Source organism: Nitriliruptor sp., assembly GCF_040882075.1.
Taxonomy (GTDB): Bacteria; Actinomycetota; Nitriliruptoria; order Nitriliruptorales; family Nitriliruptoraceae; genus Nitriliruptor.
The window spans coordinates 15,092-41,334 of sequence record NZ_JBBEBZ010000186.1 but is presented as its reverse complement, the minus strand read 5'-3'; the positions used below and the strand labels follow the sequence as shown (position 1 = coordinate 41,334).

The 26,243-nt window shown below is 72.0% G+C and carries 22 protein-coding genes; 6 read left to right on the top strand and 16 right to left on the bottom strand.

The genetic code is table 11. The features are described from left to right. The first annotated feature begins 31 nt into the window (after positions 1-31). The 3 genes from lysS (WEB03_RS13065) (at position 32) to WEB03_RS13055 (ending at position 3,559) form a co-directional block, all read left to right on the top strand. Positions 32-1,564 (top strand): lysine--tRNA ligase, encoded by a 1,533-nt coding sequence (gene lysS, locus WEB03_RS13065; protein WP_368071379.1) that lies wholly within the window; start codon positions 32-34, stop codon positions 1,562-1,564. A gap of 43 nt (positions 1,565-1,607) precedes the next feature. Then, positions 1,608-2,174 carry a TIGR00730 family Rossman fold protein gene (locus WEB03_RS13060; protein WP_368071380.1) on the top strand — a complete coding sequence of 189 codons (567 nt, stop codon included), beginning with the start codon at positions 1,608-1,610 and terminating at the stop codon, positions 2,172-2,174. An 83-nt stretch (positions 2,175-2,257) separates the two neighbouring features. Then, positions 2,258-3,559, top strand: a complete 1,302-nt coding sequence (locus tag WEB03_RS13055) for a diguanylate cyclase (RefSeq protein ID WP_368071381.1) — start codon at positions 2,258-2,260, stop codon at positions 3,557-3,559. 39 nt (positions 3,560-3,598) lie between these two features. Here WEB03_RS13055 and WEB03_RS13050 read toward each other — a convergent pair whose 3' ends face one another. Continuing rightward, positions 3,599-4,981: a serine/threonine-protein kinase gene (locus tag WEB03_RS13050; protein ID WP_368071382.1), complete on the bottom strand. Its 1,383-nt coding sequence runs from the start codon at positions 4,979-4,981 to the stop codon at positions 3,599-3,601. Continuing rightward, positions 4,978-5,598, bottom strand: coding sequence for a hypothetical protein (locus WEB03_RS13045; protein WP_368071383.1), 621 nt, complete (start codon positions 5,596-5,598; stop codon positions 4,978-4,980). The genes WEB03_RS13050 and WEB03_RS13045 overlap by 4 nt, the downstream gene beginning before the upstream one ends. Positions 5,599-5,961: 363 nt before the next feature. On the opposite strand from WEB03_RS13045, the gene WEB03_RS13040 reads away from it, so the two are divergent. Beyond that, a complete protein-coding gene (locus tag WEB03_RS13040) occupies positions 5,962-8,493 on the top strand; it encodes an ATP-dependent Clp protease ATP-binding subunit (RefSeq protein ID WP_368071384.1) in 2,532 nt (843 codons plus the stop codon). Positions 8,494-8,559: 66 nt separating this feature from the next. Here WEB03_RS13040 and WEB03_RS13035 read toward each other — a convergent pair whose 3' ends face one another. Next, on the bottom strand, positions 8,560-11,091 hold the full coding sequence (locus tag WEB03_RS13035) for an ATP-dependent Clp protease ATP-binding subunit (protein WP_368071384.1): 2,532 nt from the start codon (positions 11,089-11,091) through the stop codon (positions 8,560-8,562). Between the two features lie 363 nt (positions 11,092-11,454). Here WEB03_RS13035 and WEB03_RS13030 point away from each other — a divergent pair, with 363 nt between their 5' ends. Together WEB03_RS13030 and WEB03_RS13025 are read left to right on the top strand one after the other, a co-directional pair. Then, entirely contained in the window at positions 11,455-12,075 is a 621-nt protein-coding gene (locus WEB03_RS13030) for a hypothetical protein (protein WP_368071383.1), read from the top strand. Further along, a complete protein-coding gene (locus WEB03_RS13025) occupies positions 12,072-13,454 on the top strand; it encodes a serine/threonine-protein kinase (RefSeq protein ID WP_368071382.1) in 1,383 nt (460 codons plus the stop codon). Before WEB03_RS13030 ends, WEB03_RS13025 begins: the two co-directional genes overlap by 4 nt. A gap of 39 nt (positions 13,455-13,493) precedes the next feature. Here the strand turns inward: WEB03_RS13025 and WEB03_RS13020 are convergent, their stop codons facing one another. The 13 genes from WEB03_RS13020 to ftsH all read right to left on the bottom strand — a co-directional run bounded on the left by WEB03_RS13020 (position 13,494) and on the right by ftsH (position 26,183). Beyond that, positions 13,494-14,795, bottom strand: coding sequence for a diguanylate cyclase (locus WEB03_RS13020; RefSeq protein ID WP_368071381.1), 1,302 nt, complete (start codon positions 14,793-14,795; stop codon positions 13,494-13,496). An 83-nt stretch (positions 14,796-14,878) separates the two neighbouring features. Next, complete coding sequence (locus WEB03_RS13015; RefSeq protein ID WP_368071380.1) at positions 14,879-15,445, bottom strand: TIGR00730 family Rossman fold protein; 567 nt, start codon at positions 15,443-15,445, stop codon at positions 14,879-14,881. Positions 15,446-15,488: 43 nt separating this feature from the next. After that, positions 15,489-17,021 carry a lysine--tRNA ligase gene (gene lysS, locus WEB03_RS13010; protein ID WP_368071379.1) on the bottom strand — a complete coding sequence of 511 codons (1,533 nt, stop codon included), beginning with the start codon at positions 17,019-17,021 and terminating at the stop codon, positions 15,489-15,491. A gap of 72 nt (positions 17,022-17,093) precedes the next feature. After that, the gene (locus WEB03_RS13005; protein ID WP_368071378.1) at positions 17,094-17,864 is read right to left on the bottom strand and encodes a type III pantothenate kinase; all 771 of its coding nucleotides are present in this window, start codon (positions 17,862-17,864) and stop codon (positions 17,094-17,096) included. A 1-nt stretch (position 17,865) separates the two neighbouring features. Beyond that, the gene (nadC, locus tag WEB03_RS13000) at positions 17,866-18,825 is read right to left on the bottom strand and encodes a carboxylating nicotinate-nucleotide diphosphorylase (RefSeq protein WP_368071377.1); all 960 of its coding nucleotides are present in this window, start codon (positions 18,823-18,825) and stop codon (positions 17,866-17,868) included. 14 nt (positions 18,826-18,839) lie between these two features. Then, complete coding sequence (panD, locus tag WEB03_RS12995; protein ID WP_368071376.1) at positions 18,840-19,232, bottom strand: aspartate 1-decarboxylase; 393 nt, start codon at positions 19,230-19,232, stop codon at positions 18,840-18,842. Positions 19,233-19,309: 77 nt separating this feature from the next. Then, positions 19,310-20,251: a pantoate--beta-alanine ligase gene (gene panC, locus WEB03_RS12990; protein ID WP_368071375.1), complete on the bottom strand. Its 942-nt coding sequence runs from the start codon at positions 20,249-20,251 to the stop codon at positions 19,310-19,312. 43 nt (positions 20,252-20,294) lie between these two features. After that, positions 20,295-21,185: a Rossmann-like and DUF2520 domain-containing protein gene (locus WEB03_RS12985; protein WP_368071374.1), complete on the bottom strand. Its 891-nt coding sequence runs from the start codon at positions 21,183-21,185 to the stop codon at positions 20,295-20,297. Further along, on the bottom strand, positions 21,182-21,799 hold the full coding sequence (folK, locus tag WEB03_RS12980) for a 2-amino-4-hydroxy-6-hydroxymethyldihydropteridine diphosphokinase (protein ID WP_368071373.1): 618 nt from the start codon (positions 21,797-21,799) through the stop codon (positions 21,182-21,184). Before folK ends, WEB03_RS12985 begins: the two co-directional genes overlap by 4 nt. 1 nt (position 21,800) lies before the next feature. Then, on the bottom strand, positions 21,801-22,160 hold the full coding sequence (gene folB, locus WEB03_RS12975) for a dihydroneopterin aldolase (RefSeq protein WP_368071372.1): 360 nt from the start codon (positions 22,158-22,160) through the stop codon (positions 21,801-21,803). A 29-nt stretch (positions 22,161-22,189) separates the two neighbouring features. After that, positions 22,190-23,350 (bottom strand): dihydropteroate synthase, encoded by a 1,161-nt coding sequence (folP, locus tag WEB03_RS12970; RefSeq protein WP_368071371.1) that lies wholly within the window; start codon positions 23,348-23,350, stop codon positions 22,190-22,192. Positions 23,351-23,439: 89 nt separating this feature from the next. Beyond that, positions 23,440-24,060: a GTP cyclohydrolase I FolE gene (folE, locus tag WEB03_RS12965; RefSeq protein ID WP_368071370.1), complete on the bottom strand. Its 621-nt coding sequence runs from the start codon at positions 24,058-24,060 to the stop codon at positions 23,440-23,442. Between the two features lie 38 nt (positions 24,061-24,098). Beyond that, on the bottom strand, positions 24,099-26,183 hold the full coding sequence (gene ftsH / locus WEB03_RS12960; protein WP_368071369.1) for an ATP-dependent zinc metalloprotease FtsH: 2,085 nt from the start codon (positions 26,181-26,183) through the stop codon (positions 24,099-24,101). Between the last annotated feature and the right edge of the window lie 60 nt (positions 26,184-26,243).

Here is a 26,243-nt window from a genome sequence, read left to right as displayed (position 1 = left end):
CCCCGCCCGCACCCTAGCCCGCGAGACGCCCGTGTCCGACGCCCCCCGTGACCCGTCCGACGAGGCGCTGCCCGATGAGGGCTCCAAGCTCGACGAGCTGATCGCCGCCCGCCGGGCGAAGGTCGACCAGCTCCGTGAGGCTGGTGTCGAGCCGTACGCGTTCGCGTTCCGGCCCACCGACACCCTCGCTGAGGTCGCGGAGCGCCACCCCGCCCTCGAGCCTGGCACCGAGACGGGCGAGCAGGTCACCGTCGCCGGTCGGGTCGTGGCCAAGCGTTCGATGGGTCGTCTGCACTTCCTGGTCCTCCAGGAGGCGGACGCGCAGCTCCAGCTGTTCGTGCCGATCAAGGCCGTCGACGAGCCGTCGCGCGACCTGCTCGGCCAGCTCGACGTCGGGGACTGGCTCGGCGCGACCGGTGAGGTGCTGGCGACCAAGACCGGTGAGCTGTCGGTGAAACCGTCGCAGCTCACCCTCCTCGCCAAGAGCCTTCGGCCGCTGCCCGACAAGTGGCACGGCCTCACCGACACCGAGGCGCGCTTCCGTCAGCGCGAGCTCGACCTCGTGGTCAACGCCGACGCCCGCCGGGTCTTCACGGTCCGGGCGAAGGTGCTCAAGGCGCTCCGGGCCGAGCTCGACGAGCGCGGGTTCGTCGAGGTCGAGACCCCGATGCTGCACCCGATCCCCGGCGGGGCCGCTGCGCGACCGTTCGTGACCCACCACAACACCTTGGACACCGACCTCTACCTGCGCATCGCGCCCGAGCTCTACCTCAAGCGGCTCATCGCGGGTGGCATGAACCGGGTCTTCGAGATCAACCGGAGCTTCCGCAACGAGGGCATGTCGACCCGGCACAACCCCGAGTTCACGATGCTCGAGTCGTACGAGGCCTACGCCGACTACCACGACGTCATGGACCTGACCGAGGCGCTGCTGCAGCGCGCATCGCGGGAGGCGGTCGGCACGCTCGAGCTCACCTACGGCGACCGCGAGGTGTCCCTCGCGGGGCCGTTCCGGCGGATCCCCCTCCTGGACCTCGTCCGCGAGGCGACGGGCCGCGGCGAGCTCACCTACGACGACGATCTCGACACCTGGCGGGGCGTCTGCGACGCGCACGAGGTCCACCACGAGGACGCCTGGGGAGTCGGCAAGCTCGCGCTCGAGGTGTACGAGGCGCTCGTCGAGCACACCCTCTGGGAGCCGACCTTCGTCACCGACTACCCGATCGAGGTCAGCCCGCTCGCGCGTCGCCACCGCGATCAGCCCCACGTGACCGAACGCTTCGAGCTCATCGTCGCGGGCCGCGAGTTCGGCAACGCCTTCTCCGAGCTCATCGATCCGGTCGACCAACGCGAGCGCTTCGAGGCGCAAGCGCGCGCCAAGGCCGCCGGCGACCACGAGGCGATGCCGATCGACGAGCCGTACCTGCGGGCGATGGAGCTCGGCCTCCCGCCCACCGGCGGGCTCGGCATCGGGGTCGACCGGCTCGTGATGCTGCTCGCCGACGTCCACAACATCCGTGATGTCATCCTGTTCCCGACGCTGCGACCCGAGTCGGGCGTCTGACCCCGACGGCGTCACGCGTTCGAGTCGACCTGGAGAGCCGCACGTGCGGATCACGACCTACTGCTCGTCCTCCGAGGCGGTCGACGACCGCTACAGCGAGGTCGCCCACGCGTACGGCACGGCGCTCGGCGAGGCGGGCCACGAGCTGGTCTACGGCGGCACCTCGGTCGGGCTCATGGGCGTGGTCGCCCGTTCGGTCCGCGAGGCCGGCGGTCGGGTCACCGGGGTCGTCCCCGAGCTCATGGTCGAGCGCGGGCTCGCCGACGACGCGTGCGACGAGCTGGTGGTCACCGAGGGGATGGGCGGTCGCAAGCAGGAGATGATCGTCCGAGCGGACGCCTTCGTCGCGCTCCCCGGCGGTTTCGGGACCCTCGAGGAGCTGCTCGAGGTGTTGACCCTGAAGCAGCTCGGCTACCACCGGCGGCCCATCGTCATGCTGCAGGTCGACGGGTTCTGGGACGGCCTCCTCGCGTTCTTCGAGCAGCTCTACGCCGCGGACTTCGCCCGTCCCGACTACCGGCGGCTCTACGCAGTGGCCGCCGACGTGCGCGAGCTGCTCGAACTGGTCGTGCTCCCGCCCGAGAGCGACCTCCCGACGAAGTGGTACTGAGGTGAAGGGTGAAGTCCCGGACGCTTCGGCCGATGCTCCGGTGAGAGTCGACGCGGCGGACACCGGGACGGGGAGAGGGCGACGTGCGTTTCGAGGCGGCGTTCCGTTCCTTCGCCGAGAGCATCGGTGTCGCCGTCGTCGTCGCGGATGTCGACGGGCGGGTCCTGACGGCCAACGACGCGGCGCACGAGCTGTTCGATGGCGTCCTCGGCACCCATGGGGTCCTGCTCGGTTCCCGCGCCGGCGATCACCCCTGGACGCTGCTGCACGAGGACGGGCGCGAGATGACGCTCGATGAGGAACCTGCGCAGCACGCGCGGCGGTCCGGTGAGCCCGTGCGGGACGCGGTGGTCGGGTTCGTGGTCCGGGACGGCTCCCCCTGCTGGCTGCTCCAGAGCGCCGTCCCGCTCCAGCCGGACGACGACCCCACCAACGATCTGATCATCTCGACGTTCGTGGACATCACGGCGCGGCGTGAGCTCGAGGCGCGCCTCGAGCAGCAGGCGAGCGCCGATCCGCTGACCGGGCTGGCGAACCGTCTCCGCTACGAGGAGGGGCTCCGGGAATCGGCCGAACGGGCCGATCTGTCGGAGCTGCCGGTCGCGTTGATGCACCTCGACGTCGACGACTTCAAGGGCATCAACGATCTGCACGGTCACGCGGCTGGCGATGGCGTGCTGGTGGCGATCGCGGATCGGATCGGATCGTTGGTGCGTGCCACCGACACCGTCGCCCGGCTCGGCGGCGACGAACTGGCGGTGGTGCTCGCCGGAGCCGACGAGGAACGAGCGCGAGCCCTGGCCGAGGAGATCCTCACGGCCGTCGCGGCCCCCATCCGTCCAGCCCGGACGTTGCGAGGGACCGAGCTCGAGGTGACGGTGTCGATCGGCCTCGCCGTCCGCGAGTCCCGTGGCGCGCTCGACACGCTCGAGCTGGCGGCCGACGAGGCGCTGCTGGCCGCCAAGCACGCCGGGAAGGGGCGCTACGTGGTCCACGACGGCGCCACGGTGGCTCCGGGCGGCGTCGAGGTGGTCGTGGACGGTGCGGACGCCCACGCCTGGGCGGAGTACATCGACCGGCTCCGTCACGCGATCGCGCGCAGCAAGGAGGAGGGCAGGCTCCCGAGCTCGTCCGGGGCGCCGGACTCCATCCACCGGGTGCTGCAGGCGATGCTCGTTCGGATCCGGCGCGTGGCGCCAATCGGTGAGGTGGCGTTGGAGCTACCGCGCGAACGGGACCTCGGGCCGTTCGTGTTCCACCAGACCAACGTGGACTCGTGGGTGGCCCGGCTGCGCCGGGACGGCATCATCGACGTCGAGATGTCGCCGGAGGCCGAGCGGTTCTGGGCGGCGGTTCGGGGCCGCGTCGACGTCGTCGGGCTCTGAGCGTCTCGGTCGACTCGGTACCACGGCGTGGCACCCGGCTCAGCGGCCCGCACGGTCCCGGAGCTGCTGTGCGAGGTCCCGGGCGGTGCCGCTCGGATCGGCCGGGTCGAGGACGATCGGGCCGAAGGTCTCGTCCGGCGTGCTGCCGGCCGCGAACGGACCGAGGTCGAGCGCTGCCAGGGCTGCCAGCGCCAGGATCAACACCGTGAGACCGGCCAACGTGGCCGTCGTCCGCGAACGCTTCCCCTCCCCGCGGGGCTCCGGACCGTCACCTGCCGCCGCGTCGGCAGCCGGTTCGGCGGCGATGGCTCCGGTGGGCGTGTCGGCGCCCACGGGCTCGAACGGTCCCTCGCCGGTGAGGTCCGGCGCCTGCTCCTCGTGCGGTCCGGTGGTCCGGTCCACGACCATCGCCGCGGTGGCCTCGCGGTGGGGCGGCGGCGGCGTCGGCGCGCCGCTGTGCACCGGATCGCTGGCGAGGATGTCGAGGGCGGCGAGGGCATCCGGTGGGCGGTCGTCGGGGTGTTCGGCGAGCAGTCGGCGCAGCAGCTCGCGCAGCCTCGGCGGCACGTCGGAGCGCGTCGCCGTGCGAACGCTGGCTTCGTCGCCCGGCGCGTGGCCGGTCAGCAGCTCGGTCAGGGTCGCCCCGAGCGCCCACAGGTCCGTGCGCACGGTCGCCGGTTCCCCGCGCCGACGCTCCGGCGCGAGGTATCCCGCCGTGCCGATGACGAAGCCGGTGCGCGTCAGGCGTTCCTGGTCGATGGCGACCGCGACCCCGAAGTCGGTCACCTTGACGGTGCCGTCCGCCGCGCGCAGCAGGTTGCCCGGCTTGACGTCGCGGTGCAGGAGGCCCGCCTGGTGCGCGCTGTGGAGGGCCCCGAGCGCGTCCGTGGCGATCTGGGTGACCGCCTCGGGCGACAGCGGACCCTCGGAGGCGAGCACGTCCGAGAGGCTCGGCCCGTCGACGCACTCCATCACCAGGTAGGGGCGGCCCGTCTCCTCGCCGACGTCGTAGACGGCGACCACACGAGGGTCGCTGACGGACGCCGCCGCACGTGCCTCGCGCAGGAAGCGCGCGTACGAACCCGCGTCGAGGGAGAGGTTGTCGGCGAGGAGCTTGATCGCGACCTCGCGACCGAGCACCTCGTCCTCCGCCCGCACGACCACCCCCATGCCACCGACGCCGAGCTGGCCGGTCACCCGGTAACGGCCGGACGCGATCTGGCTCGGCAGCATCGGTGCGGGCGACCACGTCCGGGAAGCCGATGGGCCCGGCCCGACCGCGGTGCCACCGGGGCGATCGTCGACGACGTGCGCCTGGGCCGGTGCGCCGTCGAGGTGCTCCTGCGTGGGCTCACCGTCACCACGCCCACCGTCGTGGCGATCGGAGGCGCCGCGCCCGTCAGCGTCGGGTGCGGCGCTCACGGGCCGCCTCCCTGTCCGGAGCCACGACCGGGCGGTGGCCCGCCGCCACGGTCAGCCCCGGGCGGTTCGTTCTCCGGGCCGCCCCCGCCGCCCTGGTCGCCGCCGGACGAGCCCGATCCCCCGTCGTCGTCACCGCTCGGCGGAACGGGGGCGGGTGCAGGTGCAGGTGCAGGTGCGGGTTCCGCTGCTGGCGGAGGCGGCTCCGGCGCGGGCGTCCCGGAGCGGTCGTCGTCCGTCACCTCGTCGTCCGTCACCTCGTCGTCAGCCGCTCCGTCGCCGTCGGTGTCGTCGCACGACAGCCCGACGGTCACGGCCGCAGCGACCCGGATCGTCTCGTCGACGACCGACTCGGGGGCGGCACCGTCGGCCAACGCCGCGGTGGCGCGTCGTTCGAGCGTGTCCGCCTCATCGAGCGCGGCGCAGGGCTCGTCGCGGGCCAGCGCGAGGGCGAGCCGCTCGGCAGCGTCGGCGAGCGCGGCACCGGTCGCGGGCTCGAGGGCCGTCGACCCGTCACCGCCACCCTCCGTGCACCCCGCGAGGAGGGAACCGGCGATGGCGACCGCGAGGGCGCCGCCGAGCAGGGCGGAGCCCGACGGACGGTGCCGGAGGGTGATCACGGCATCACCGTAGGTCCGCGAGGGGGTGTCGCCCCCGGCCGAAGGGGTCCGTCGGCGCACGCGTCCGACCGTCCGGTCCGGTACGGCTCGACGGATGTGCGCCGGGTCGGCTCCACGCGGCAGCGGATCGCGCCGTCTACCTCCACCCTCGTCGACCGATCGCCGCCGTCCGCGCCGGCTCGCGCCCGCCGCCCGCCCACGTCCCGGTCCGTCCGACCGGGGCCGGGCGGGAGCCGAGCCCGAACCACCCCCGAAGTGGCCACGAACCCGGGGAAGCGCGATGGATCGATGGGTTACAGTCGGTCGAGGTCCCGGACCCTCACCCGGAGGGTCCACCGGGCCCAGCCGTGGGGAGTCATCCACATGTTCGAGAGGTTCACCGACCGGGCCCGCCGGGTCGTCGTCCTCGCCCAAGAAGAGGCGAGGATGCTGAACCACAACTACATCGGGACCGAGCACATCCTGCTCGGCCTGATCCACGAGGGCGAGGGGGTCGCCGCCAAGGCCCTCGAGTCGATGAACATCTCCCTCGAGGCCGTGCGCAACCAGGTCACCGAGATCATCGGCCGTGGCCAGACCGCGCCGGCGGGTCACATCCCGTTCACCCCCCGGGCCAAGAAGGTGCTCGAGCTGTCCCTGCGCGAAGCGCTCCAGCTCGGTCACAACTACATCGGCACCGAGCACATCCTGCTCGGGCTCATCCGCGAGGGCGAGGGCGTCGCCGCCCAGGTCCTCCAGAAGCTGTCCGCCGACCTCAACCGCGTCCGCCAGCAGGTCATCCAGCTGCTGTCCGGGTACGCGGGGAGCGAGGGCGGCAAGGCCGGCGCCGGCGTCGGCGAGGGCAGCACCGGTGGCGCTCGCGAGGGCTCGACCGTACTCGACCAGTTCGGGCGCAACCTCACCCAGGCCGCCCGGGACGCCGAACTCGACCCCGTCATCGGCCGCGCGCGGGAGATCGAGCGCGTGATGCAGGTCCTGTCGCGCCGGACCAAGAACAACCCGGTCCTGATCGGTGAGCCAGGCGTCGGCAAGACCGCCATCGTCGAGGGGCTCGCCCAGCGCATCGTGGCCGGTGAGGTCCCCGAGACCCTGACCGACAAGCACCTCTACACCCTCGACCTCGGCGCGCTCGTGGCCGGGTCGCGCTACCGCGGTGACTTCGAGGAGCGCCTGAAGAAGGTCCTCAAGGAGATCACCACCCGCGGCGACATCATCCTGTTCATCGACGAGATCCACACCCTCGTCGGTGCCGGTGCGGCCGAGGGTGCCATCGACGCGGCCTCGATCCTCAAGCCCATGCTGGCCCGAGGCGAGATCCAGACCATCGGCGCCACCACCCTCGACGAGTACCGCAAGTACGTCGAGAAGGACGCAGCCCTCGAACGGCGCTTCCAGCCGGTCAAGGTCGAGGAACCCTCGATGGAGCACACCATCGAGATCCTCAAGGGCCTCCGCGACCGCTACGAGGCCCACCACCGGGTGACCATCACCGACGAGGCGCTCGTGTCGGCCGCCGAGCTCGCTGACCGCTACATCTCCGACCGCTACCTGCCGGACAAGGCCATCGACCTCATCGACGAGGCGGGCTCGCGTCTGCGCATCCGGGCGATGACCACGCCGCCGGACCTCGCCGAGCTCGACGCCTCCATCGAGGAGGCCCGTCGCGCGAAGGAGGACGCCATCGACGCGCAGGACTTCGAGCGTGCCGCTCGTCTGCGTGACGAGGAGAAGAAGCTGATCGAGAACCGCCAGCACCGCGAGGACGAGTGGCGCTCGGAAGGCATGGACCAGGTGCTGACCGTCGACGAGGAGGTCGTCGCCGAGGTCCTCGCGGTCTGGACCGGTATCCCGGTCTTCAAGCTGACCCAGGAGGAGACCGACAAGCTGCTGCACATGGAGGACGAGCTGCACAAGCGCGTCATCGGGCAGGAGCAGTCGATCACCGCGGTGTCCAAGGCCATCCGGCGCACCCGGGCCGGCCTGAAGGACCCCAAGCGGCCGTCCGGGTCGTTCATCTTCCTCGGCCCCTCCGGTGTCGGCAAGACCGAGCTCGCCAAGACCCTCGCCGAGTACCTGTTCGGCGACGAGAACTCGCTGATCCACCTCGACATGTCCGAGTACATGGAGAAGCACACCGTCAGCCGGCTCGTGGGTTCGCCCCCGGGGTACGTCGGCTACGACGAGGGCGGCCAGCTCACCGAACAGGTGCGCCGCAAGCCCTTCTCGGTGGTGCTCTTCGACGAGGTCGAGAAGGCCCACCCGGATGTGTTCAACACCCTCCTGCAGATCCTCGAGGACGGGCGGCTCACCGACGCGCAGGGCCGCACGGTGGACTTCAAGAACACCATCCTGATCATGACCTCCAACCTCGGGACCAAGAACCTCACCGCCCCCGCGGTCGGGTTCGTGGCGGCCGACGACGCGTCGATGTACGAGAAGATGAGGAGCCAGGTCGACGACGAGCTCAAGAAGCACTTCCGACCCGAGTTCCTCAACCGCATCGACGACACCATCGTCTTCCACCCGCTCTCGCGGGAGGAGGTCAAGGAGATCGTCGACCTGATGCTCGCGCGGGTGAAGAACCAGCTGCGCGTCAAGGACCTCGACCTCGAGCTGACCGACGACCTCAAGATCTGGCTCGCCGAGAAGGGCTACGACCCGCAGCTCGGTGCCCGTCCGCTGCGTCGCACGATCCAGCGTGAGCTCGAGGACAAGCTCTCCGAGCGCATCCTGCTCGGCGAGTTCACCCCGGGGCAGCTGATCGTGGCCGGGGTCGACACCGAGGGCGACACCGTGAGCTTCCGGGCCGTGGACTCGCCGTCCGCGCCGGACGTGCCCCCGGTCGAGCTCGCCGGCGGCGACCGCGGCGAGGACGACACGGCCGGGACCGACTGACCCGGATCGGACCGCAGCGTGAGGGCGGGCCAGCTGGCCCGCCCTCACGCTGCGGTCCGATCCGGGTCAGTCGGTCCCGGCCGTGTCGTCCTCGCCGCGGTCGCCGCCGGCGAGCTCGACCGGGGGCACGTCCGGCGCGGACGGCGAGTCCACGGCCCGGAAGCTCACGGTGTCGCCCTCGGTGTCGACCCCGGCCACGATCAGCTGCCCCGGGGTGAACTCGCCGAGCAGGATGCGCTCGGAGAGCTTGTCCTCGAGCTCACGCTGGATCGTGCGACGCAGCGGACGGGCACCGAGCTGCGGGTCGTAGCCCTTCTCGGCGAGCCAGATCTTGAGGTCGTCGGTCAGCTCGAGGTCGAGGTCCTTGACGCGCAGCTGGTTCTTCACCCGCGCGAGCATCAGGTCGACGATCTCCTTGACCTCCTCCCGCGAGAGCGGGTGGAAGACGATGGTGTCGTCGATGCGGTTGAGGAACTCGGGTCGGAAGTGCTTCTTGAGCTCGTCGTCGACCTGGCTCCTCATCTTCTCGTACATCGACGCGTCGTCGGCCGCCACGAACCCGACCGCGGGGGCGGTGAGGTTCTTGGTCCCGAGGTTGGAGGTCATGATCAGGATGGTGTTCTTGAAGTCCACCGTGCGGCCCTGCGCGTCGGTGAGCCGCCCGTCCTCGAGGATCTGCAGGAGGGTGTTGAACACATCCGGGTGGGCCTTCTCGACCTCGTCGAAGAGCACCACCGAGAAGGGCTTGCGGCGCACCTGTTCGGTGAGCTGGCCGCCCTCGTCGTAGCCGACGTACCCCGGGGGCGAACCCACGAGCCGGCTGACGGTGTGCTTCTCCATGTACTCGGACATGTCGAGGTGGATCAGCGAGTTCTCGTCGCCGAACAGGTACTCGGCGAGGGTCTTGGCGAGCTCGGTCTTGCCGACACCGGAGGGGCCGAGGAAGATGAACGACCCGGACGGCCGCTTGGGGTCCTTCAGGCCGGCCCGGGTGCGCCGGATGGCCTTGGACACCGCGGTGATCGACTGCTCCTGCCCGATGACGCGCTTGTGCAGCTCGTCCTCCATGTGCAGCAGCTTGTCGGTCTCCTCCTGGGTCAGCTTGAAGACCGGGATACCGGTCCAGACCGCGAGGACCTCGGCGACGACCTCCTCGTCGACGGTCAGCACCTGGTCCATGCCTTCCGAGCGCCACTCGTCCTCGCGGTGCTGGCGGTTCTCGATCAGCTTCTTCTCCTCGTCACGCAGACGAGCGGCACGCTCGAAGTCCTGCGCGTCGATGGCGTCCTCCTTCGCGCGACGGGCCTCCTCGATGGAGGCGTCGAGCTCGGCGAGGTCCGGCGGCGTGGTCATCGCCCGGATGCGCAGACGCGAGCCCGCCTCGTCGATGAGGTCGATGGCCTTGTCCGGCAGGTAGCGGTCGGAGATGTAGCGGTCAGCGAGCTCGGCGGCCGACACGAGCGCCTCGTCGGTGATGGTCACCCGGTGGTGGGCCTCGTAGCGGTCGCGGAGGCCCTTGAGGATCTCGATGGTGTGCTCCATCGAGGGTTCCTCGACCTTGACCGGCTGGAAGCGCCGTTCGAGGGCTGCGTCCTTCTCGACGTACTTGCGGTACTCGTCGAGGGTGGTGGCGCCGATGGTCTGGATCTCGCCTCGGGCCAGCATGGGCTTGAGGATCGAGGCCGCGTCGATGGCACCCTCGGCCGCACCGGCACCGACGAGGGTGTGGATCTCGTCGATGAACAGGATGATGTCGCCGCGGGTGGTGATCTCCTTGAGGACCTTCTTCAGGCGCTCCTCGAAGTCACCGCGGTAGCGCGACCCGGCCACGAGCGCGCCGAGGTCGAGGGTGTAGAGGTGCTTGTCGGTCAGGGTCTCGGGGACCTCACCGGCCACGATGCGCTGGGCGAGCCCCTCGACGATGGCGGTCTTGCCGACGCCTGGCTCACCGATCAGGACCGGGTTGTTCTTGGTCCGGCGCGACAGGACCTGCATCACGCGCTCGATCTCCCGCGCGCGGCCGATGACGGGGTCGAGTTCGGCGTCCCGGGCGGCCTGGGTGAGGTTGCGCCCGAACTGGTCGAGTACGGTCGAGCCCTCGCGAGCGCCACCGGTGCTGCCCTCGCCGACGCCGGCGCCGGCCTTGCCGCCCTCGCTCCCCGCGTACCCGGACAGCAGCTGGATGACCTGCTGGCGGACGCGGTTGAGGTCGGCGGACAGCTTCTGGAGGACCTGGGCGGCGACGCCCTCGCCCTCGCGGATGAGCCCGAGCAGGATGTGCTCGGTGCCGATGTAGTTGTGACCGAGCTGGAGCGCTTCGCGCAGGGACAGCTCGAGCACCTTCTTGGCCCGGGGGGTGAACGGGATGTGACCCGCCGGCGCGGTCTGGCCACGGCCGATGATCTCGGTGACCTGGTTGCGCACGGCCTCGAGGGAGATGTTCATCGACTCGAGGGCCTTGGCGGCGACCCCCTCGCCCTCGTGGATCAGGCCGAGCAGGATGTGCTCGGTCCCGATGTAGTTGTGGTTCAGCATCCTCGCCTCTTCTTGGGCGAGGACGACGACCCGGCGGGCCCGGTCGGTGAACCTCTCGAACATGTGGATGACTCCCCACGGCTGGGCCCGGTGGACCCTCCGGGTGAGGGTCCGGGACCTCGACCGACTGTAACCCATCGATCCATCGCGCTTCCCCGGGTTCGTGGCCACTTCGGGGGTGGTTCGGGCTCGGCTCCCGCCCGGCCCCGGTCGGACGGACCGGGACGTGGGCGGGCGGCGGGCGCGAGCCGGCGCGGACGGCGGCGATCGGTCGACGAGGGTGGAGGTAGACGGCGCGATCCGCTGCCGCGTGGAGCCGACCCGGCGCACATCCGTCGAGCCGTACCGGACCGGACGGTCGGACGCGTGCGCCGACGGACCCCTTCGGCCGGGGGCGACACCCCCTCGCGGACCTACGGTGATGCCGTGATCACCCTCCGGCACCGTCCGTCGGGCTCCGCCCTGCTCGGCGGCGCCCTCGCGGTCGCCATCGCCGGTTCCCTCCTCGCGGGGTGCACGGAGGGTGGCGGTGACGGGTCGACGGCCCTCGAGCCCGCGACCGGTGCCGCGCTCGCCGACGCTGCCGAGCGGCTCGCCCTCGCGCTGGCCCGCGACGAGCCCTGCGCCGCGCTCGATGAGGCGGACACGCTCGAACGACGCGCCACCGCGGCGTTGGCCGACGGTGCCGCCCCCGAGTCGGTCGTCGACGAGACGATCCGGGTCGCTGCGGCCGTGACCGTCGGGCTGTCGTGCGACGACACCGACGGCGACGGAGCGGCTGACGACGAGGTGACGGACGACGAGGTGACGGACGACGACCGCTCCGGGACGCCCGCGCCGGAGCCGCCTCCGCCAGCAGCGGAACCCGCACCTGCACCTGCACCTGCACCCGCCCCCGTTCCGCCGAGCGGTGACGACGACGGGGGATCGGGCTCGTCCGGCGGCGACCAGGGCGGCGGGGGCGGCCCGGAGAACGAACCGCCCGGGGCTGACCGTGGCGGCGGGCCACCGCCCGGTCGTGGCTCCGGACAGGGAGGCGGCCCGTGAGCGCCGCACCCGACGCTGACGGGCGCGGCGCCTCCGATCGCCACGACGGTGGGCGTGGTGACGGTGAGCCCACGCAGGAGCACCTCGACGGCGCACCGGCCCAGGCGCACGTCGTCGACGATCGCCCCGGTGGCACCGCGGTCGGGCCGGGCCCATCGGCTTCCCGGACGTGGTCGCCCGCACCGATGCTGCCGAGCCAGATCGCGTCCGGCCGTTACCGGGTGACCGGCCAGCTCGGCGTCGGTGGCATGGGGGTGGTCGTGCGGGCGGAGGACGAGGTGCTCGGTCGCGAGGTCGCGATCAAGCTCCTCGCCGACAACCTCTCCCTCGACGCGGGTTCGTACGCGCGCTTCCTGCGCGAGGCACGTGCGGCGGCGTCCGTCAGCGACCCTCGTGTGGTCGCCGTCTACGACGTCGGCGAGGAGACGGGCCGCCCCTACCTGGTGATGGAGTGCGTCGACGGGCCGAGCCTCTCGGACGTGCTCGCCTCCGAGGGTCCGCTGTCGCCCGAGGCGGTCACCCAGATCGCCACGGACGCGCTCGGGGCCCTCCACAGCGCGCACCAGGCGGGCCTCCTGCACCGCGACGTCAAGCCGGGCAACCTGCTGCGCGCGGCGGACGGCACCGTCAAGGTGACCGACTTCGGGGTCGCGGTCGCCATCGACCAGGAACGCCTGACGCGCACCGGCTTCGTCATCGGCACGGCGGGATACCTCGCGCCGGAGCGTCGGCGCGGGGAACCGGCGACCGTGCGCACGGACCTGTGGGCGCTCGGGGCGACCCTGACCGAGCTGCTGACCGGCCACGCGCCGGGCGACGAAGCCAGCGTTCGCACGGCGACGCGCTCCGACGTGCCGCCGAGGCTGCGCGAGCTGCTGCGCCGACTGCTCGCCGAACACCCCGACGACCGCCCACCGGATGCCCTCGCCGCCCTCGACATCCTCGCCAGCGATCCGGTGCACAGCGGCGCGCCGACGCCGCCGCCGCCCCACCGCGAGGCCACCGCGGCGATGGTCGTGGACCGGACCACCGGACCGCACGAGGAGCAGGCGCCGGACCTCACCGGCGAGGGACCGTTCGAGCCCGTGGGCGCCGACACGCCCACCGGAGCCATCGCCGCCGAACCGGCTGCCGACGCGGCGGCAGGTGACGGTCCGGAGCCCCGCGGGGAGGGGAAGCGTTCGCGGACGACGGCCACGTTGGCCGGTCTCACGGTGTTGATCCTGGCGCTGGCAGCCCTGGCAGCGCTCGACCTCGGTCCGTTCGCGGCCGGCAGCACGCCGGACGAGACCTTCGGCCCGATCGTCCTCGACCCGGCCGATCCGAGCGGCACCGCCCGGGACCTCGCACAGCAGCTCCGGGACCGTGCGGGCCGCTGAGCCGGGTGCCACGCCGTGGTACCGAGTCGACCGAGACGCTCAGAGCCCGACGACGTCGACGCGGCCCCGAACCGCCGCCCAGAACCGCTCGGCCTCCGGCGACATCTCGACGTCGATGATGCCGTCCCGGCGCAGCCGGGCCACCCACGAGTCCACGTTGGTCTGGTGGAACACGAACGGCCCGAGGTCCCGTTCGCGCGGTAGCTCCAACGCCACCTCACCGATTGGCGCCACGCGCCGGATCCGAACGAGCATCGCCTGCAGCACCCGGTGGATGGAGTCCGGCGCCCCGGACGAGCTCGGGAGCCTGCCCTCCTCCTTGCTGCGCGCGATCGCGTGACGGAGCCGGTCGATGTACTCCGCCCAGGCGTGGGCGTCCGCACCGTCCACGACCACCTCGACGCCGCCCGGAGCCACCGTGGCGCCGTCGTGGACCACGTAGCGCCCCTTCCCGGCGTGCTTGGCGGCCAGCAGCGCCTCGTCGGCCGCCAGCTCGAGCGTGTCGAGCGCGCCACGGGACTCGCGGACGGCGAGGCCGATCGACACCGTCACCTCGAGCTCGGTCCCTCGCAACGTCCGGGCTGGACGGATGGGGGCCGCGACGGCCGTGAGGATCTCCTCGGCCAGGGCTCGCGCTCGTTCCTCGTCGGCTCCGGCGAGCACCACCGCCAGTTCGTCGCCGCCGAGCCGGGCGACGGTGTCGGTGGCACGCACCAACGATCCGATCCGATCCGCGATCGCCACCAGCACGCCATCGCCAGCCGCGTGACCGTGCAGATCGTTGATGCCCTTGAAGTCGTCGACGTCGAGGTGCATCAACGCGACCGGCAGCTCCGACAGATCGGCCCGTTCGGCCGATTCCCGGAGCCCCTCCTCGTAGCGGAGACGGTTCGCCAGCCCGGTCAGCGGATCGGCGCTCGCCTGCTGCTCGAGGCGCGCCTCGAGCTCACGCCGCGCCGTGATGTCCACGAACGTCGAGATGATCAGATCGTTGGTGGGGTCGTCGTCCGGCTGGAGCGGGACGGCGCTCTGGAGCAGCCAGCAGGGGGAGCCGTCCCGGACCACGAACCCGACCACCGCGTCCCGCACGGGCTCACCGGACCGCCGCGCGTGCTGCGCAGGTTCCTCATCGAGCGTCATCTCGCGCCCGTCCTCGTGCAGCAGCGTCCAGGGGTGATCGCCGGCGCGGGAACCGAGCAGGACCCCATGGGTGCCGAGGACGCCATCGAACAGCTCGTGCGCCGCGTCGTTGGCCGTCAGGACCCGCCCGTCGACATCCGCGACGACGACGGCGACACCGATGCTCTCGGCGAAGGAACGGAACGCCGCCTCGAAACGCACGTCGCCCTCTCCCCGTCCCGGTGTCCGCCGCGTCGACTCTCACCGGAGCATCGGCCGAAGCGTCCGGGACTTCACCCTTCACCTCAGTACCACTTCGTCGGGAGGTCGCTCTCGGGCGGGAGCACGACCAGTTCGAGCAGCTCGCGCACGTCGGCGGCCACTGCGTAGAGCCGCCGGTAGTCGGGACGGGCGAAGTCCGCGGCGTAGAGCTGCTCGAAGAACGCGAGGAGGCCGTCCCAGAACCCGTCGACCTGCAGCATGACGATGGGCCGCCGGTGGTAGCCGAGCTGCTTCAGGGTCAACACCTCGAGCAGCTCCTCGAGGGTCCCGAAACCGCCGGGGAGCGCGACGAAGGCGTCCGCTCGGACGATCATCTCCTGCTTGCGACCGCCCATCCCCTCGGTGACCACCAGCTCGTCGCACGCGTCGTCGGCGAGCCCGCGCTCGACCATGAGCTCGGGGACGACCCCGGTGACCCGACCGCCGGCCTCGCGGACCGAACGGGCGACCACGCCCATGAGCCCGACCGAGGTGCCGCCGTAGACCAGCTCGTGGCCCGCCTCGCCGAGCGCCGTGCCGTACGCGTGGGCGACCTCGCTGTAGCGGTCGTCGACCGCCTCGGAGGACGAGCAGTAGGTCGTGATCCGCACGTGCGGCTCTCCAGGTCGACTCGAACGCGTGACGCCGTCGGGGTCAGACGCCCGACTCGGGTCGCAGCGTCGGGAACAGGATGACATCACGGATGTTGTGGACGTCGGCGAGCAGCATCACGAGCCGGTCGACCCCGATGCCGAGCCCGCCGGTGGGCGGGAGGCCGAGCTCCATCGCCCGCAGGTACGGCTCGTCGATCGGCATCGCCTCGTGGTCGCCGGCGGCCTTGGCGCGCGCTTGCGCCTCGAAGCGCTCGCGTTGGTCGACCGGATCGATGAGCTCGGAGAAGGCGTTGCCGAACTCGCGGCCCGCGACGATGAGCTCGAAGCGTTCGGTCACGTGGGGCTGATCGCGGTGGCGACGCGCGAGCGGGCTGACCTCGATCGGGTAGTCGGTGACGAAGGTCGGCTCCCAGAGGGTGTGCTCGACGAGCGCCTCGTACACCTCGAGCGCGAGCTTGCCGACTCCCCAGGCGTCCTCGTGGTGGACCTCGTGCGCGTCGCAGACGCCCCGCCAGGTGTCGAGATCGTCGTCGTAGGTGAGCTCGCCGCGGCCCGTCGCCTCGCGGACGAGGTCCAGGAGGGGGATCCGCCGGAACGGCCCCGCGAGGGACACCTCGCGGTCGCCGTAGGTGAGCTCGAGCGTGCCGACCGCCTCCCGCGATGCGCGCTGCAGCAGCGCCTCGGTCAGGTCCATGACGTCGTGGTAGTCGGCGTAGGCCTCGTACGACTCGAGCATCGTGAACTCGGGGTTGTGCCGGGTCGACATGCCCTCGTTGCGGAAGCTCCGGTTGATCTCGAAGACCCGGTTCATGCCACCCGCGATGAGCCGCTTGAGGTAGAGCTCGGGCGCGATGCGCAGGTAGAGGTCGGTGTCCAAGGTGTTGTGGTGGGTCACGAACGGTCGCGCAGCGGCCCCGCCGGGGATCGGGTGCAGCATCGGGGTCTCGACCTCGACGAACCCGCGCTCGTCGAGCTCGGCCCGGAGCGCCTTGAGCACCTTCGCCCGGACCGTGAAGACCCGGCGGGCGTCGGCGTTGACCACGAGGTCGAGCTCGCGCTGACGGAAGCGCGCCTCGGTGTCGGTGAGGCCGTGCCACTTGTCGGGCAGCGGCCGAAGGCTCTTGGCGAGGAGGGTGAGCTGCGACGGTTTCACCGACAGCTCACCGGTCTTGGTCGCCAGCACCTCACCGGTCGCGCCGAGCCAGTCCCCGACGTCGAGCTGGCCGAGCAGGTCGCGCGACGGCTCGTCGACGGCCTTGATCGGCACGAACAGCTGGAGCTGCGCGTCCGCCTCCTGGAGGACCAGGAAGTGCAGACGACCCATCGAACGCTTGGCCACGACCCGACCGGCGACGGTGACCTGCTCGCCCGTCTCGGTGCCAGGCTCGAGGGCGGGGTGGCGCTCCGCGACCTCAGCGAGGGTGTCGGTGGGCCGGAACGCGAACGCGTACGGCTCGACACCAGCCTCACGGAGCTGGTCGACCTTCGCCCGGCGGGCGGCGATCAGCTCGTCGAGCTTGGAGCCCTCATCGGGCAGCGCCTCGTCGGACGGGTCACGGGGGGCGTCGGACACGGGCGTCTCGCGGGCTAGGGTGCGGGCGGGGCCGCACGGTAGCGCTGGCGTGCGGGGGTTACGGCAGCCGCGTCAGGGGCGGTTGTGCGCCCAGACCAGGCTCAGGCCCCTGAGCGTGAGCCAGGGATCGTGGTGATCGATGCTCCGGCACGCGTCGAGGACCGCGGACGCCAGTCCCCCGGTCGCCACCGTCGTCACGCCGGGTCCGAGCTCGCGGGAGATGCGTTCGACGAGGGCGTCGACCTGCCCCGCGGCGCCGAAGACGATGCCGGACTGCAACGCGGTGACCGTGGAGCGGCCGATGGCCGCGGGCGGGGCGATCGTCTCGACCCGCGGCAGGCGTGCGGCTCGTCGGACGAGCGCATCGGCGGACGTGCTGACGCCCGGAGCGATGGCCCCCCCGACGAACTGGCCCTGGCCATCGACGACGTCGAACGACGTGGCGGTCCCGAAGTCGACGACGATGGCCGGGCCGCCGTAGAGCGCGTACGCGGCGACGGCGTTGACGATGCGGTCGGCGCCGATCTCGCGCGGGTTGTCCACGCGCAACGCCAGGCCGGTACGCACCCCGGGTTCGACCACCAGCAGCGGTTCGCGCAGGTAGCGATCGGCCAGCTGGCGCAACGTCTCGGTCACGTGCGGGACCACGGACGACACGATCGCCCCGTCGATGTCCGTGCTGAGGTCGAGGCCCACGAACCGGAGCAAGCCGGCGAGCTTGAGGGCGAGCTCGTCGGCGGTCTCGTCGGCGTGGGTCGACAGCCGCCAGTGGTGGCGCACCTCGTCGCCGAGCAGCGTGCCGACGACCGTGCTGGAGTTGCCGACATCGATGGCGAGCAGCACCTCAGGCCTCCGGTCGAGGAGCAGCGTCCGAGCCGACGGCCCGGACGTCCAACGCGATGTCGAGCTGCGGCGCCGAGTGGGTGAGCGCCCCGACGGCCACGCGATCGACCCCGGACGCGGCGTACGCGGCGACCGTGTCGAGCCGGATCGTCCCGGAGGCCTCGAGCAGGACCCGCTCGGCGAGATCGCGAGCCGCGAGGTGGGCGACGGCCTCGGCGCAGCCCTCCGGGGTGAAGTTGTCGAGCAGCACGTCCCGCGCGCCGGCATCGACGGCCGCGTCGAGCTCGGCCAGCGAGGTGACCTCGACCTGGACGTGGCGACCTCCGACGGCGGCGAGAGCGCGCCGGGTGGCCTCGGCCACACCGCCGGCAGCGGCGACGTGGTTGTCCTTGACCAGCAACGCGTCGGCCAGTCCGACGCGGTGGTTCACCCCACCCCCCGCCCGGACGGCCGCCTTCTCGAGCAGCCGCAACCCCGGGGTGGTCTTGCGGGTGTCGCGGACCACGCAGCCCGTGCCGTCGACGGCGCGCGCGAACTCGCGGGTGCGCGTCGCCACCCCCGACAGGTGGGTGAGGAAGTTCAGCGCGGTGCGTTCGCCCGCCAGGACCGACGCGAGCGGACCCGTCACCGCTCCGAGCACCTGGCCCCGCGTGACGGCCGCGCCGTCGGCGACGTCGATCGACACCGCGAGGGACGGGTCGACCGCCGCGAAGGTCAGCTCGACCAGGGCGGTCCCCGCGATCACGCCATCGGCCCGGGCGACCAGCGATGCCTCGCCCGGAAGGTCCGGCGGGATGGTCGCCGTGGCCGTCGCGTCCGCGGCTCGCCGCTGCGCCGGGGTCGCGTCGACCGCGACCCCGAGGTCCTCGGCGAGCGCTCGCGCGACCGCCTCCTCGCCCGCAGCGCGGACCGCGACCGCGTCGAGCACGCCGTCACCGGGGAGGGCGGAGGACCCAGCCACCTGCCGTCCGGTGCTCAGGCCACGCCCCGGACCTGGCCGTGCCGTTCGGCCACCTCGACCGAGACCGGCTGGTTGTCCCCGTCGACGAAGACGACCGTCGGTTCCCAGGCCCGCGCCTCGGCATCCTCGAGATCGGCGTACGAGATGATGATGACGGTGTCGCCGGGCTGGACCAACCGGGCGGCAGCGCCGTTGAGGCAGATCACGCCCGATCCTCGCTCGCCCTCGATCACGTAGGTCTCGAGCCGGGCGCCGTTGTCGTTGTCGACGACCTGCACCTTCTCGTTGACCAGCAGGTCCGCGGCGTCCATCAGGTCGCGGTCGATGGTGATCGAGCCGACGTAATCGAGGTTGGCCTCGGTGACCGTCCCGCGGTGGATCTTGGACTTCATCATCGTGCGGCGCATCTGCACCCGCCTCTCTGCCGTGTCGTTCCGGGACGCTCCCACGTCCCGGTTCCAACCGGTCCACCTGTCGGTGGCGTTCAGCTCGTCGCTGCCAGCAGCCGTTCCTCGTCCTCGGTGTCGCCCAGCACGACGTTGTCGATGAGGCGGACCGGTCCGACGTCGGCTGCGACCGCGACCAGCAGCTGTTGCTGCGCCTCCGGAGATCCGTCTCCCGCCTGCCCGCGCGAGGTCGCGTCGGGTGGTGCGAGGGTCTCGGGGTCGAGCACCTCGACGTAGTCGACGGTGACCCCGGGGGCGGCCGAGAGGGTACCGCCGACCTCGTTGGCGACCCGAACCGCGTCGATCGGCCCCCCTCCCGCGCGGCCGGCGCGAGCCACCGCGACACCCGCCCGGAGCGCGCGCGACAGGCAGAGAGCGCTCCGACGCTCCGCGGGGCCGAGCCGGCGGTTGCGTGACGACATCGCCAACCCGTCGGGTTCGCGGACGGTCGGCGCACCCACGACCTCGACCGGGAGGTCCAGGTCGGCCACGACCCGCCGGATGACGGCCAGCTGCTGGAAGTCCTTGCGGCCGAACACGGCCAGGTCGGGCTGGACGATCGAGAACAGCTTGGTACAGACGGTCGCGACGCCATCGAAGTGGCCGGGGCGCGAGGCGCCACAGAGGCGGTCGGTCAGGCCCCTCACGGTCACCCGGGTGACGGACGGACGGGGGTAGACCTCGGCGACCTCCGGGGCGAACACGACGTCGGGCGCGAGGTCGCCGAGCTCGGCGAGCTGCCCCTCGTCCCCTTCGAGATCGCGCGGGTAGGCGGCCAGGTCATCGGGGCGGTCGAACTGCGTCGGGTTGACGAAGATCGAGACGACCGTGAGGTCCGCGTCGCTGGCCGCCTCACGGACCAGGGCGAGGTGGCCCTCGTGCAGCGCTCCCATGGTGGGCACCAGCGCCACGCGACCGCCCGCACGGCGGGCCTCGCCGACGGCGGCCCGCACCTCGGCGATGGTGGTCAGACGCTGCACACGGGCTCCCTCCGGCGGCGGCGCAGGGTACGTGCCGATCGGGTCACGAGGTCCGCGGGGCGAGGAGGACATCGAGCTCGGCGGCGGCCCCCGGGGACAACTCGGCGCGGACACGGCCGAGCAGGACCCGCGCGAGGTCCCGGTACGCCTCGAGCAGGTCGGGCACATCGGCGGCGAGCACGTCGAGGTGCGCGGCGACCGTGCCCACGTCGCCCCGGACCACCGGACCGGTCAGGGCAGCGGCGCCGGTCGTCATCGCGTTGTCCACGCTGCGGGCCACGAGGGGGCCGAGGAAGGCGGCGGGGTCGTCGATGCGGGCGCCGAGCAGGAGCTGGCGCGCGACCACCACGGCCGCGGCCGCCGCGTTGCTGCCGACCGTGAGACCGGCGTGGTAGAGCCCGCGGACGTCGTCGTCGACATCGTGGGGGTCCCCGCCGAGGTCGGCGACGAGATCCCGTGCCCACGCCCGATCCGTCGCGGACGCGGTCACCGCCCACGGTGTCCCGACGAGGAGGTCGGGATCGCTGGCGCCGGTCGGCACGGTCATCGCGGGGTGGCACGCCGCCACCCCGGCGCCGCAGAGGGCAGCGCGGTGGAGTGGCGCCAGACCGCGCGACCCGGCGACGTGCACCACACGGTGCCCCTCGTGCAGGACGTCCGACCGCGCGAGGTCGGTGACGACCCGCTCGATGGCATCGTCGGGGGTGGCGATGACGACGAGGTCGGCGTCCGCGGCGGCCGCGACGACGTCCCCGTGCGGCCGACAGCCCGCCACGAGCGCCACCACGTGCTCGCGGGAGGCCTCGGACCCACCAGCCACCGCCACCGTCCGGTGACCGGCCCGCGACAGCGCCACCGCCAGCAGGGTCCCCACGCGGCCGGGCCCGACGATGGCGACGCGTCGACGCGAGGTCGTCGAGGTCGTCGAGGTCACGAGCCGGCCGCCTCGTCGGGATCCAGTCCGGGGCGCTCGAACGAGGCTCGCGGTGCTCCCGGCCCTTCGGGTCGCGCCACGTGACGCCCCGGGACGTCGTCGAGCCGGACCACCAGCTCGATGCCGGTGATCGGCGCGATCGCTGCGAGCGCCTGCGCGACGCGCTGACCGTCCGGGAGCGTGCCCCCCGGCCAGACCTCCGCGAGCGGGACGAGGACGAAGGCGCGCTCGGTCAGTCGCGGGTGGGGCAGCTCGAGGTCGGCCGTGGCGAGCCGGACGTCACCGACCAGCAGGAGGTCGATGTCGAGGGGACGCGGGCCCCACCGCTGCTCGGTGGCACGGTCGCGCCCGAACGCAGCCTCGAGGAGCTGGGTCTGCCGGAGGAGGTCGTGGGGGTCGAGGGCCGTCCGGCCCCGGACGACGAGGTTGAGGTAGGGGTCCTGGGGTACGTGCCGCGGGTCGTCGGGCGTCGGCCAGGGCTCGGTCTCGTACACCGCCGACACGTCCTCGACCGCGAACCCGTCGACGTCGTCGAGCGCGTAGACGGCCGCGGTCAGGGTCTCGAGCGCGTCACCGACGTTCGCGCCGAGCGACAGGAAGGTGAGGTCCGCCACGTCAGGCGCGGGTTCGTCGCACGGTGACCGCCACCTCGGCGGCGATCACGGGGAGCGGCGCGGAGGGCTTGTGCACCGTGACCTCGGCGGCGCGCACCCGGTCGTCCTCGAGGCAGCGACCCGCGACGCGTTCGGCGACCGTCTCGATGAGGTCGACCGGCTGCTCGGTGACGAGGGCCACCACCGCCGCGGCGAGGTCGCCGTAGTGGACGGTGTCGGCGACGTCGTCCGACGCGGCGGCCGGCGCGAGGTCGAGGTCGAGGGCCAGGTCGATGACGAACCGCTGGCCGAGCTCGCGCTCGTGCGGCAGGACGCCGTGGTGCGCGAACACCTCGATGCCGGTCACGGTGATGCGGTCCAACGCGGGTCCTCCCGGCACGGACCGCGAGGCTACTGCCGACCGGTCGGCACCGGCCCGTCGGGGAGCTCGCCGGCCGCGATGGCGTGGGCGACCCGGACGGCGCGGGCGGTGGCGGCCACGTCGTGCGCCCGGACGATCCGGACGCCCGCGGCCACGGCCGTCGCGGCCACGGCGAGCGAGCCTTCGAGCCGGTCCGTCGGATCGTCCGAGCCGGTCACCGTGCCGATGAAGGACTTGCGCGAGGCACCGATCATGACGGGCCGGCCGAGCGAGGTCAGGTCCCGCACGGCCTGGAGCAGGGCGAGGTTGTGGCGCGCGTCCTTGGCGAACCCGAGCCCCGGGTCGACCACGATGCGCTCGGGCGGGAGCCCGGCGGCCGTGAGGTCGCGGATCCCTCCCGCGAGCTGGTCGAACACCTCGCGCACCACGTCCTCGTAGGAGGCGTGCTCCTGCATGGTCCGTGGCTCGCCGCGCATGTGGGTCAGCACGTACGGGACGCGCAGGTCGACCACCGTCGGGTGCATCCGCTCGTCCAGCGATCCCGCGGACACGTCGTTGACGATGCTCGCACCGGCCTCGACGGCTGCCCGCGCCACCTCGGCCTTGACCGTGTCGATCGCGACGATCGCACCCTCCGCCGCGAGGGCCTCGACGACGGGCAGGACCCGACGCAGCTCCTCGTCGGCGGGCACGGGATCGGCGCCCGGCCGCGTGGATTCGCCACCGACGTCGACCGCGTCCGCTCCGGCTGCCAGCAGGGCCAGGCCGGCGCGGATCGCCGCGCCGGGGTGATCGCTCGGGTCGTAGGCCGTCCCACCGTCCGAGAACGAATCGGGGGTGACGTTCAGGATGCCCAGCACGACGGGGCGCGAACCGGTGGGCAACATCCCCGCGGGGGTGACCAGGTCCGGAGCCCCTCCGAGCCAGGCGGCCACGGCGGCGTCCACGACCTCGCGGAGCGGACCGGCGAGTTCGGCGCCGCCGACCCGGCCGGCAGCATCGATCAGCCGCGAAGGGACGGCCATGACCTCGAGCCGGTCACCGTCAGCCCGCCCGACGCCGCGCGCCGCAGCGACCTTGTCGGCGATCTCGCTCGCCCGCTCGAGCTGGGTGAGGACCAGCTGTGCGGGGCCACCCTCGGGGACCAGGCGGGCATCCTCGACGCGGCAGATCGGTCGAACCTCAGCCACGGTAGGCACCCTGATCGCTCGGAGGCGTGGACGGGCCGATCCTAGAGGGCCGCGTGTCCTCAGCGACGTCAGGAACGGAGCCGCGACCCTCAGAACAGCGCGGAGCCCCCACCGCCGCCGCGCAGGAGCGCCAGCGCTTCCGCGCGCGTGCGTGGGTCCTCGCGGAAGATGCCGCGGACCGTCGAGGTCACCGTCGTCGCGCCGGCTCGCCGGATGCCACGCATCTCCATGCACAGGTGCCGGGCCTCGACCACCACCATCACGCCACGGGGGTCGAGCTTGCGCTCCATGGTGTCGGCGATCATCGTCGTCATGCGTTCCTGCAGCCCCGGCCGTTTCGCGCAGACGTCGACCAGGCGCGCCAGCTTCGACAGGCCGGTGACCTGCCCGGCCTCGTTCGGCAGGTAGGCGACGTGTGCCACCCCGCTGAACGGGACGAGGTGGTGCTCGCACATGCTGTGGAAGGTGATGTCGCGCATCATCACGATCTCGTCGTGGTGCTCATCGAAGACCACCGACAGAACGTCGGCCGGGTCGACGAGCAGCCCGGCGAAGATCTCGTCGTACTCCCGAGCGACGCGCGCCGGGGTGTCGACGATGCCGGGACGGTCCGGATCCTCGCCGATCGCCTCGAACAGCATCCGCACGGCGCGCTCGATCTTGTCGTGGTCGAACGTGCCGTTCGGTTCGACGCCCGTGATGTCGCGCACCTGGCCCTCGGTCTCGGCAGCGGTCCTGGGTCCGGCGGTCAGCTGTCGGAGCTGGATCCGTCGGTCCTCCGCTTGGTGGTCCGGCCGCTCGACGAACGCGAGGTCTTCTCGGTCGCCCGCTTCCGGGTGGCCTTCTTGGTCGCCTTCTTGGCGGTGGACGCCTTCGGGCCATCGGCGCTCCCGTTGCCGTTCCCGTGCCCGTTCATCGACGGGTCGAGCCGGCGGAGCTTATCGATGACGATCTTCGGGTCCTGCGCTTCGGGGGCGACCACGGCACGCGTGGGTCGCTTGTCGATGGGCGAGAAGACCTCGGCCATGAGCGCGCCGTCGACCGTCTCGACCTCGAGCAGCTTGCTCGCCAACGCCTCGAGCACGTCGTCGTTCTCGACCAGGATCTCGAGCGCCTCGTCGTGGGCCTCGTCGAGGAGCTTGCGGATCTCGGCGTCGATCTGCGCGGCGATCTGCCCGGAGTACTCCGGTCCGCCGCCCATCTCGCGTCCCATGAACGGTTGCGAGTCACCGTGACCGAGCGTGATCGGCCCGAGGATGTCGCTCATGCCGTACTGGGTGACCATCTGCTTGGCGGTCGCGGTGGCCTTCTTGATGTCGTCACCGGCGCCGGTGGTGATGTCGCCGATCTTGAGCTCCTCGGCGACGCGCCCACCGAGCATCACCGCGAGCCGATCGATCAGCTCGCTGCGCGAGATGAGGTACTTGTCCTCGGTCGGCAGCTGCATCGTGAAACCGAGCGCCTGGCCGCGCGGGATGATGGTGACCTTGTGCACGGGGTCGGCGTTGGGCAGGGCGTGCCCGACGATCGCGTGACCACCCTCGTGGTAGGCGACCGTCCGCTTCTCGCGTTCCGACATCAGGCGGGTGCGACGTTCGGGACCGGCGATGACCCGCTCGATGGATTCCTCGAGCTCGGACATCGCGATCGACTTCTTGCCGTAGCGGGCGGCGAGCAGCGCCCCCTCGTTGACGAGGTTGGCGAGGTCGGCACCGGTGAAGCCCGGCGTCTGCCGCGCGAGCACGCCGAGGTCGACGTCGTCCTCGAGCGGTTTGCCACGGGCGTGGGTCTGGAGGATCGCTTCGCGACCGATCAGGTCGGGCCGGTCGACCGGGATCTGGCGGTCGAAGCGGCCCGGGCGCAGCAGCGCCGGGTCGAGGATGTCGGGACGGTTGGTCGCCGCGATGAGGATGACCGTGGTGCGGACGTCGAAGCCGTCCATCTCGACCAGCAGCTGGTTGAGGGTCTGTTCGCGTTCGTCGTGGCCGCCACCCATGCCGGCACCGCGGTGACGACCGACGGCGTCGATCTCGTCGACGAAGATGATCGCGGGGGCGTTCGCCTTGGCCTGCTCGAAGAGGTCCCTCACTCGGCTCGCGCCGACACCGACGAACATCTCGACGAAGTCCGACCCGGAGATCGAGAAGAACGGGACGCCGGCCTCGCCGGCCACCGCGCGGGCGAGCAGGGTCTTGCCGGTCCCGGGGGGGCCGTAGAGCAGCGCACCCTTCGGGATCTTGGCGCCCATCGCCTGGAACTTCTGGGGGTTGGACAGGAACTCCTTGATCTCGCGGAGCTCCTCGACCGCCTCGTCGGCACCGGAGACGTCGGCGAAGGTGACCTTCGGCGCGTCCTTGGAGACCATCTTGGCCTTGGACTTGCCGAACTGCATGACCTTGCCGCCACCGCCCTGCATGTTGTTCATCAGCAGGAAGAAGATCCCGAGGATCAGGATGAAGGGCAGGACCGTGGCGAGGATGGAGGTCAGCGCACCGGGTGCCTCGGCGTCGAACTCGGTGCGGAGCTGGCCCGCGTCGATCCACGAACCGATCTGGTCACCGACGATGTCGGGGTTGTAGACCACCCGGAACGGCGTCGCGTCACCGTCGACGATGCGCTCACCCTCGATGGACTGCGACCGGTTGCCGATCGTCGACAGCTCGAGATCCTGCCCCTGGAGCTGGCCGGCCTCGACGGCCGCGGAGAACTCGGTCCAGGACAGCTCGTCCGGGGCGTTGGCCGCGCCGAGGAAGCTGACCCCGAGCCAGAGCGCCGCCGCGAAGGCGAGGATCCACGGGAGAGGGCCGCGCAGGAGCCGCTGACCTGGCTTCATCTGGTGTTCCCTGCTCGTCGAGTGGAGGGCCTGCGGGCCGCACGACCTCGTGCAGGAACG

Excerpts from the sequence above, each read along its gene's own strand:
- ftsH (WP_368071369.1), bottom strand. The coding sequence starts at position 26,183 with ATGAAGCCAGGTCAGCGGCTCCTGCGCGGCCCTCTCCCGTGGATCCTC.
- panD (WP_368071376.1), bottom strand. The coding sequence starts at position 19,232 with ATGCGCCGCACGATGATGAAGTCCAAGATCCACCGCGGGACGGTCACC.
- WEB03_RS13040 (WP_368071384.1), top strand. The coding sequence starts at position 5,962 with ATGTTCGAGAGGTTCACCGACCGGGCCCGCCGGGTCGTCGTCCTCGCC.
- WEB03_RS13035 (WP_368071384.1), bottom strand. The coding sequence starts at position 11,091 with ATGTTCGAGAGGTTCACCGACCGGGCCCGCCGGGTCGTCGTCCTCGCC.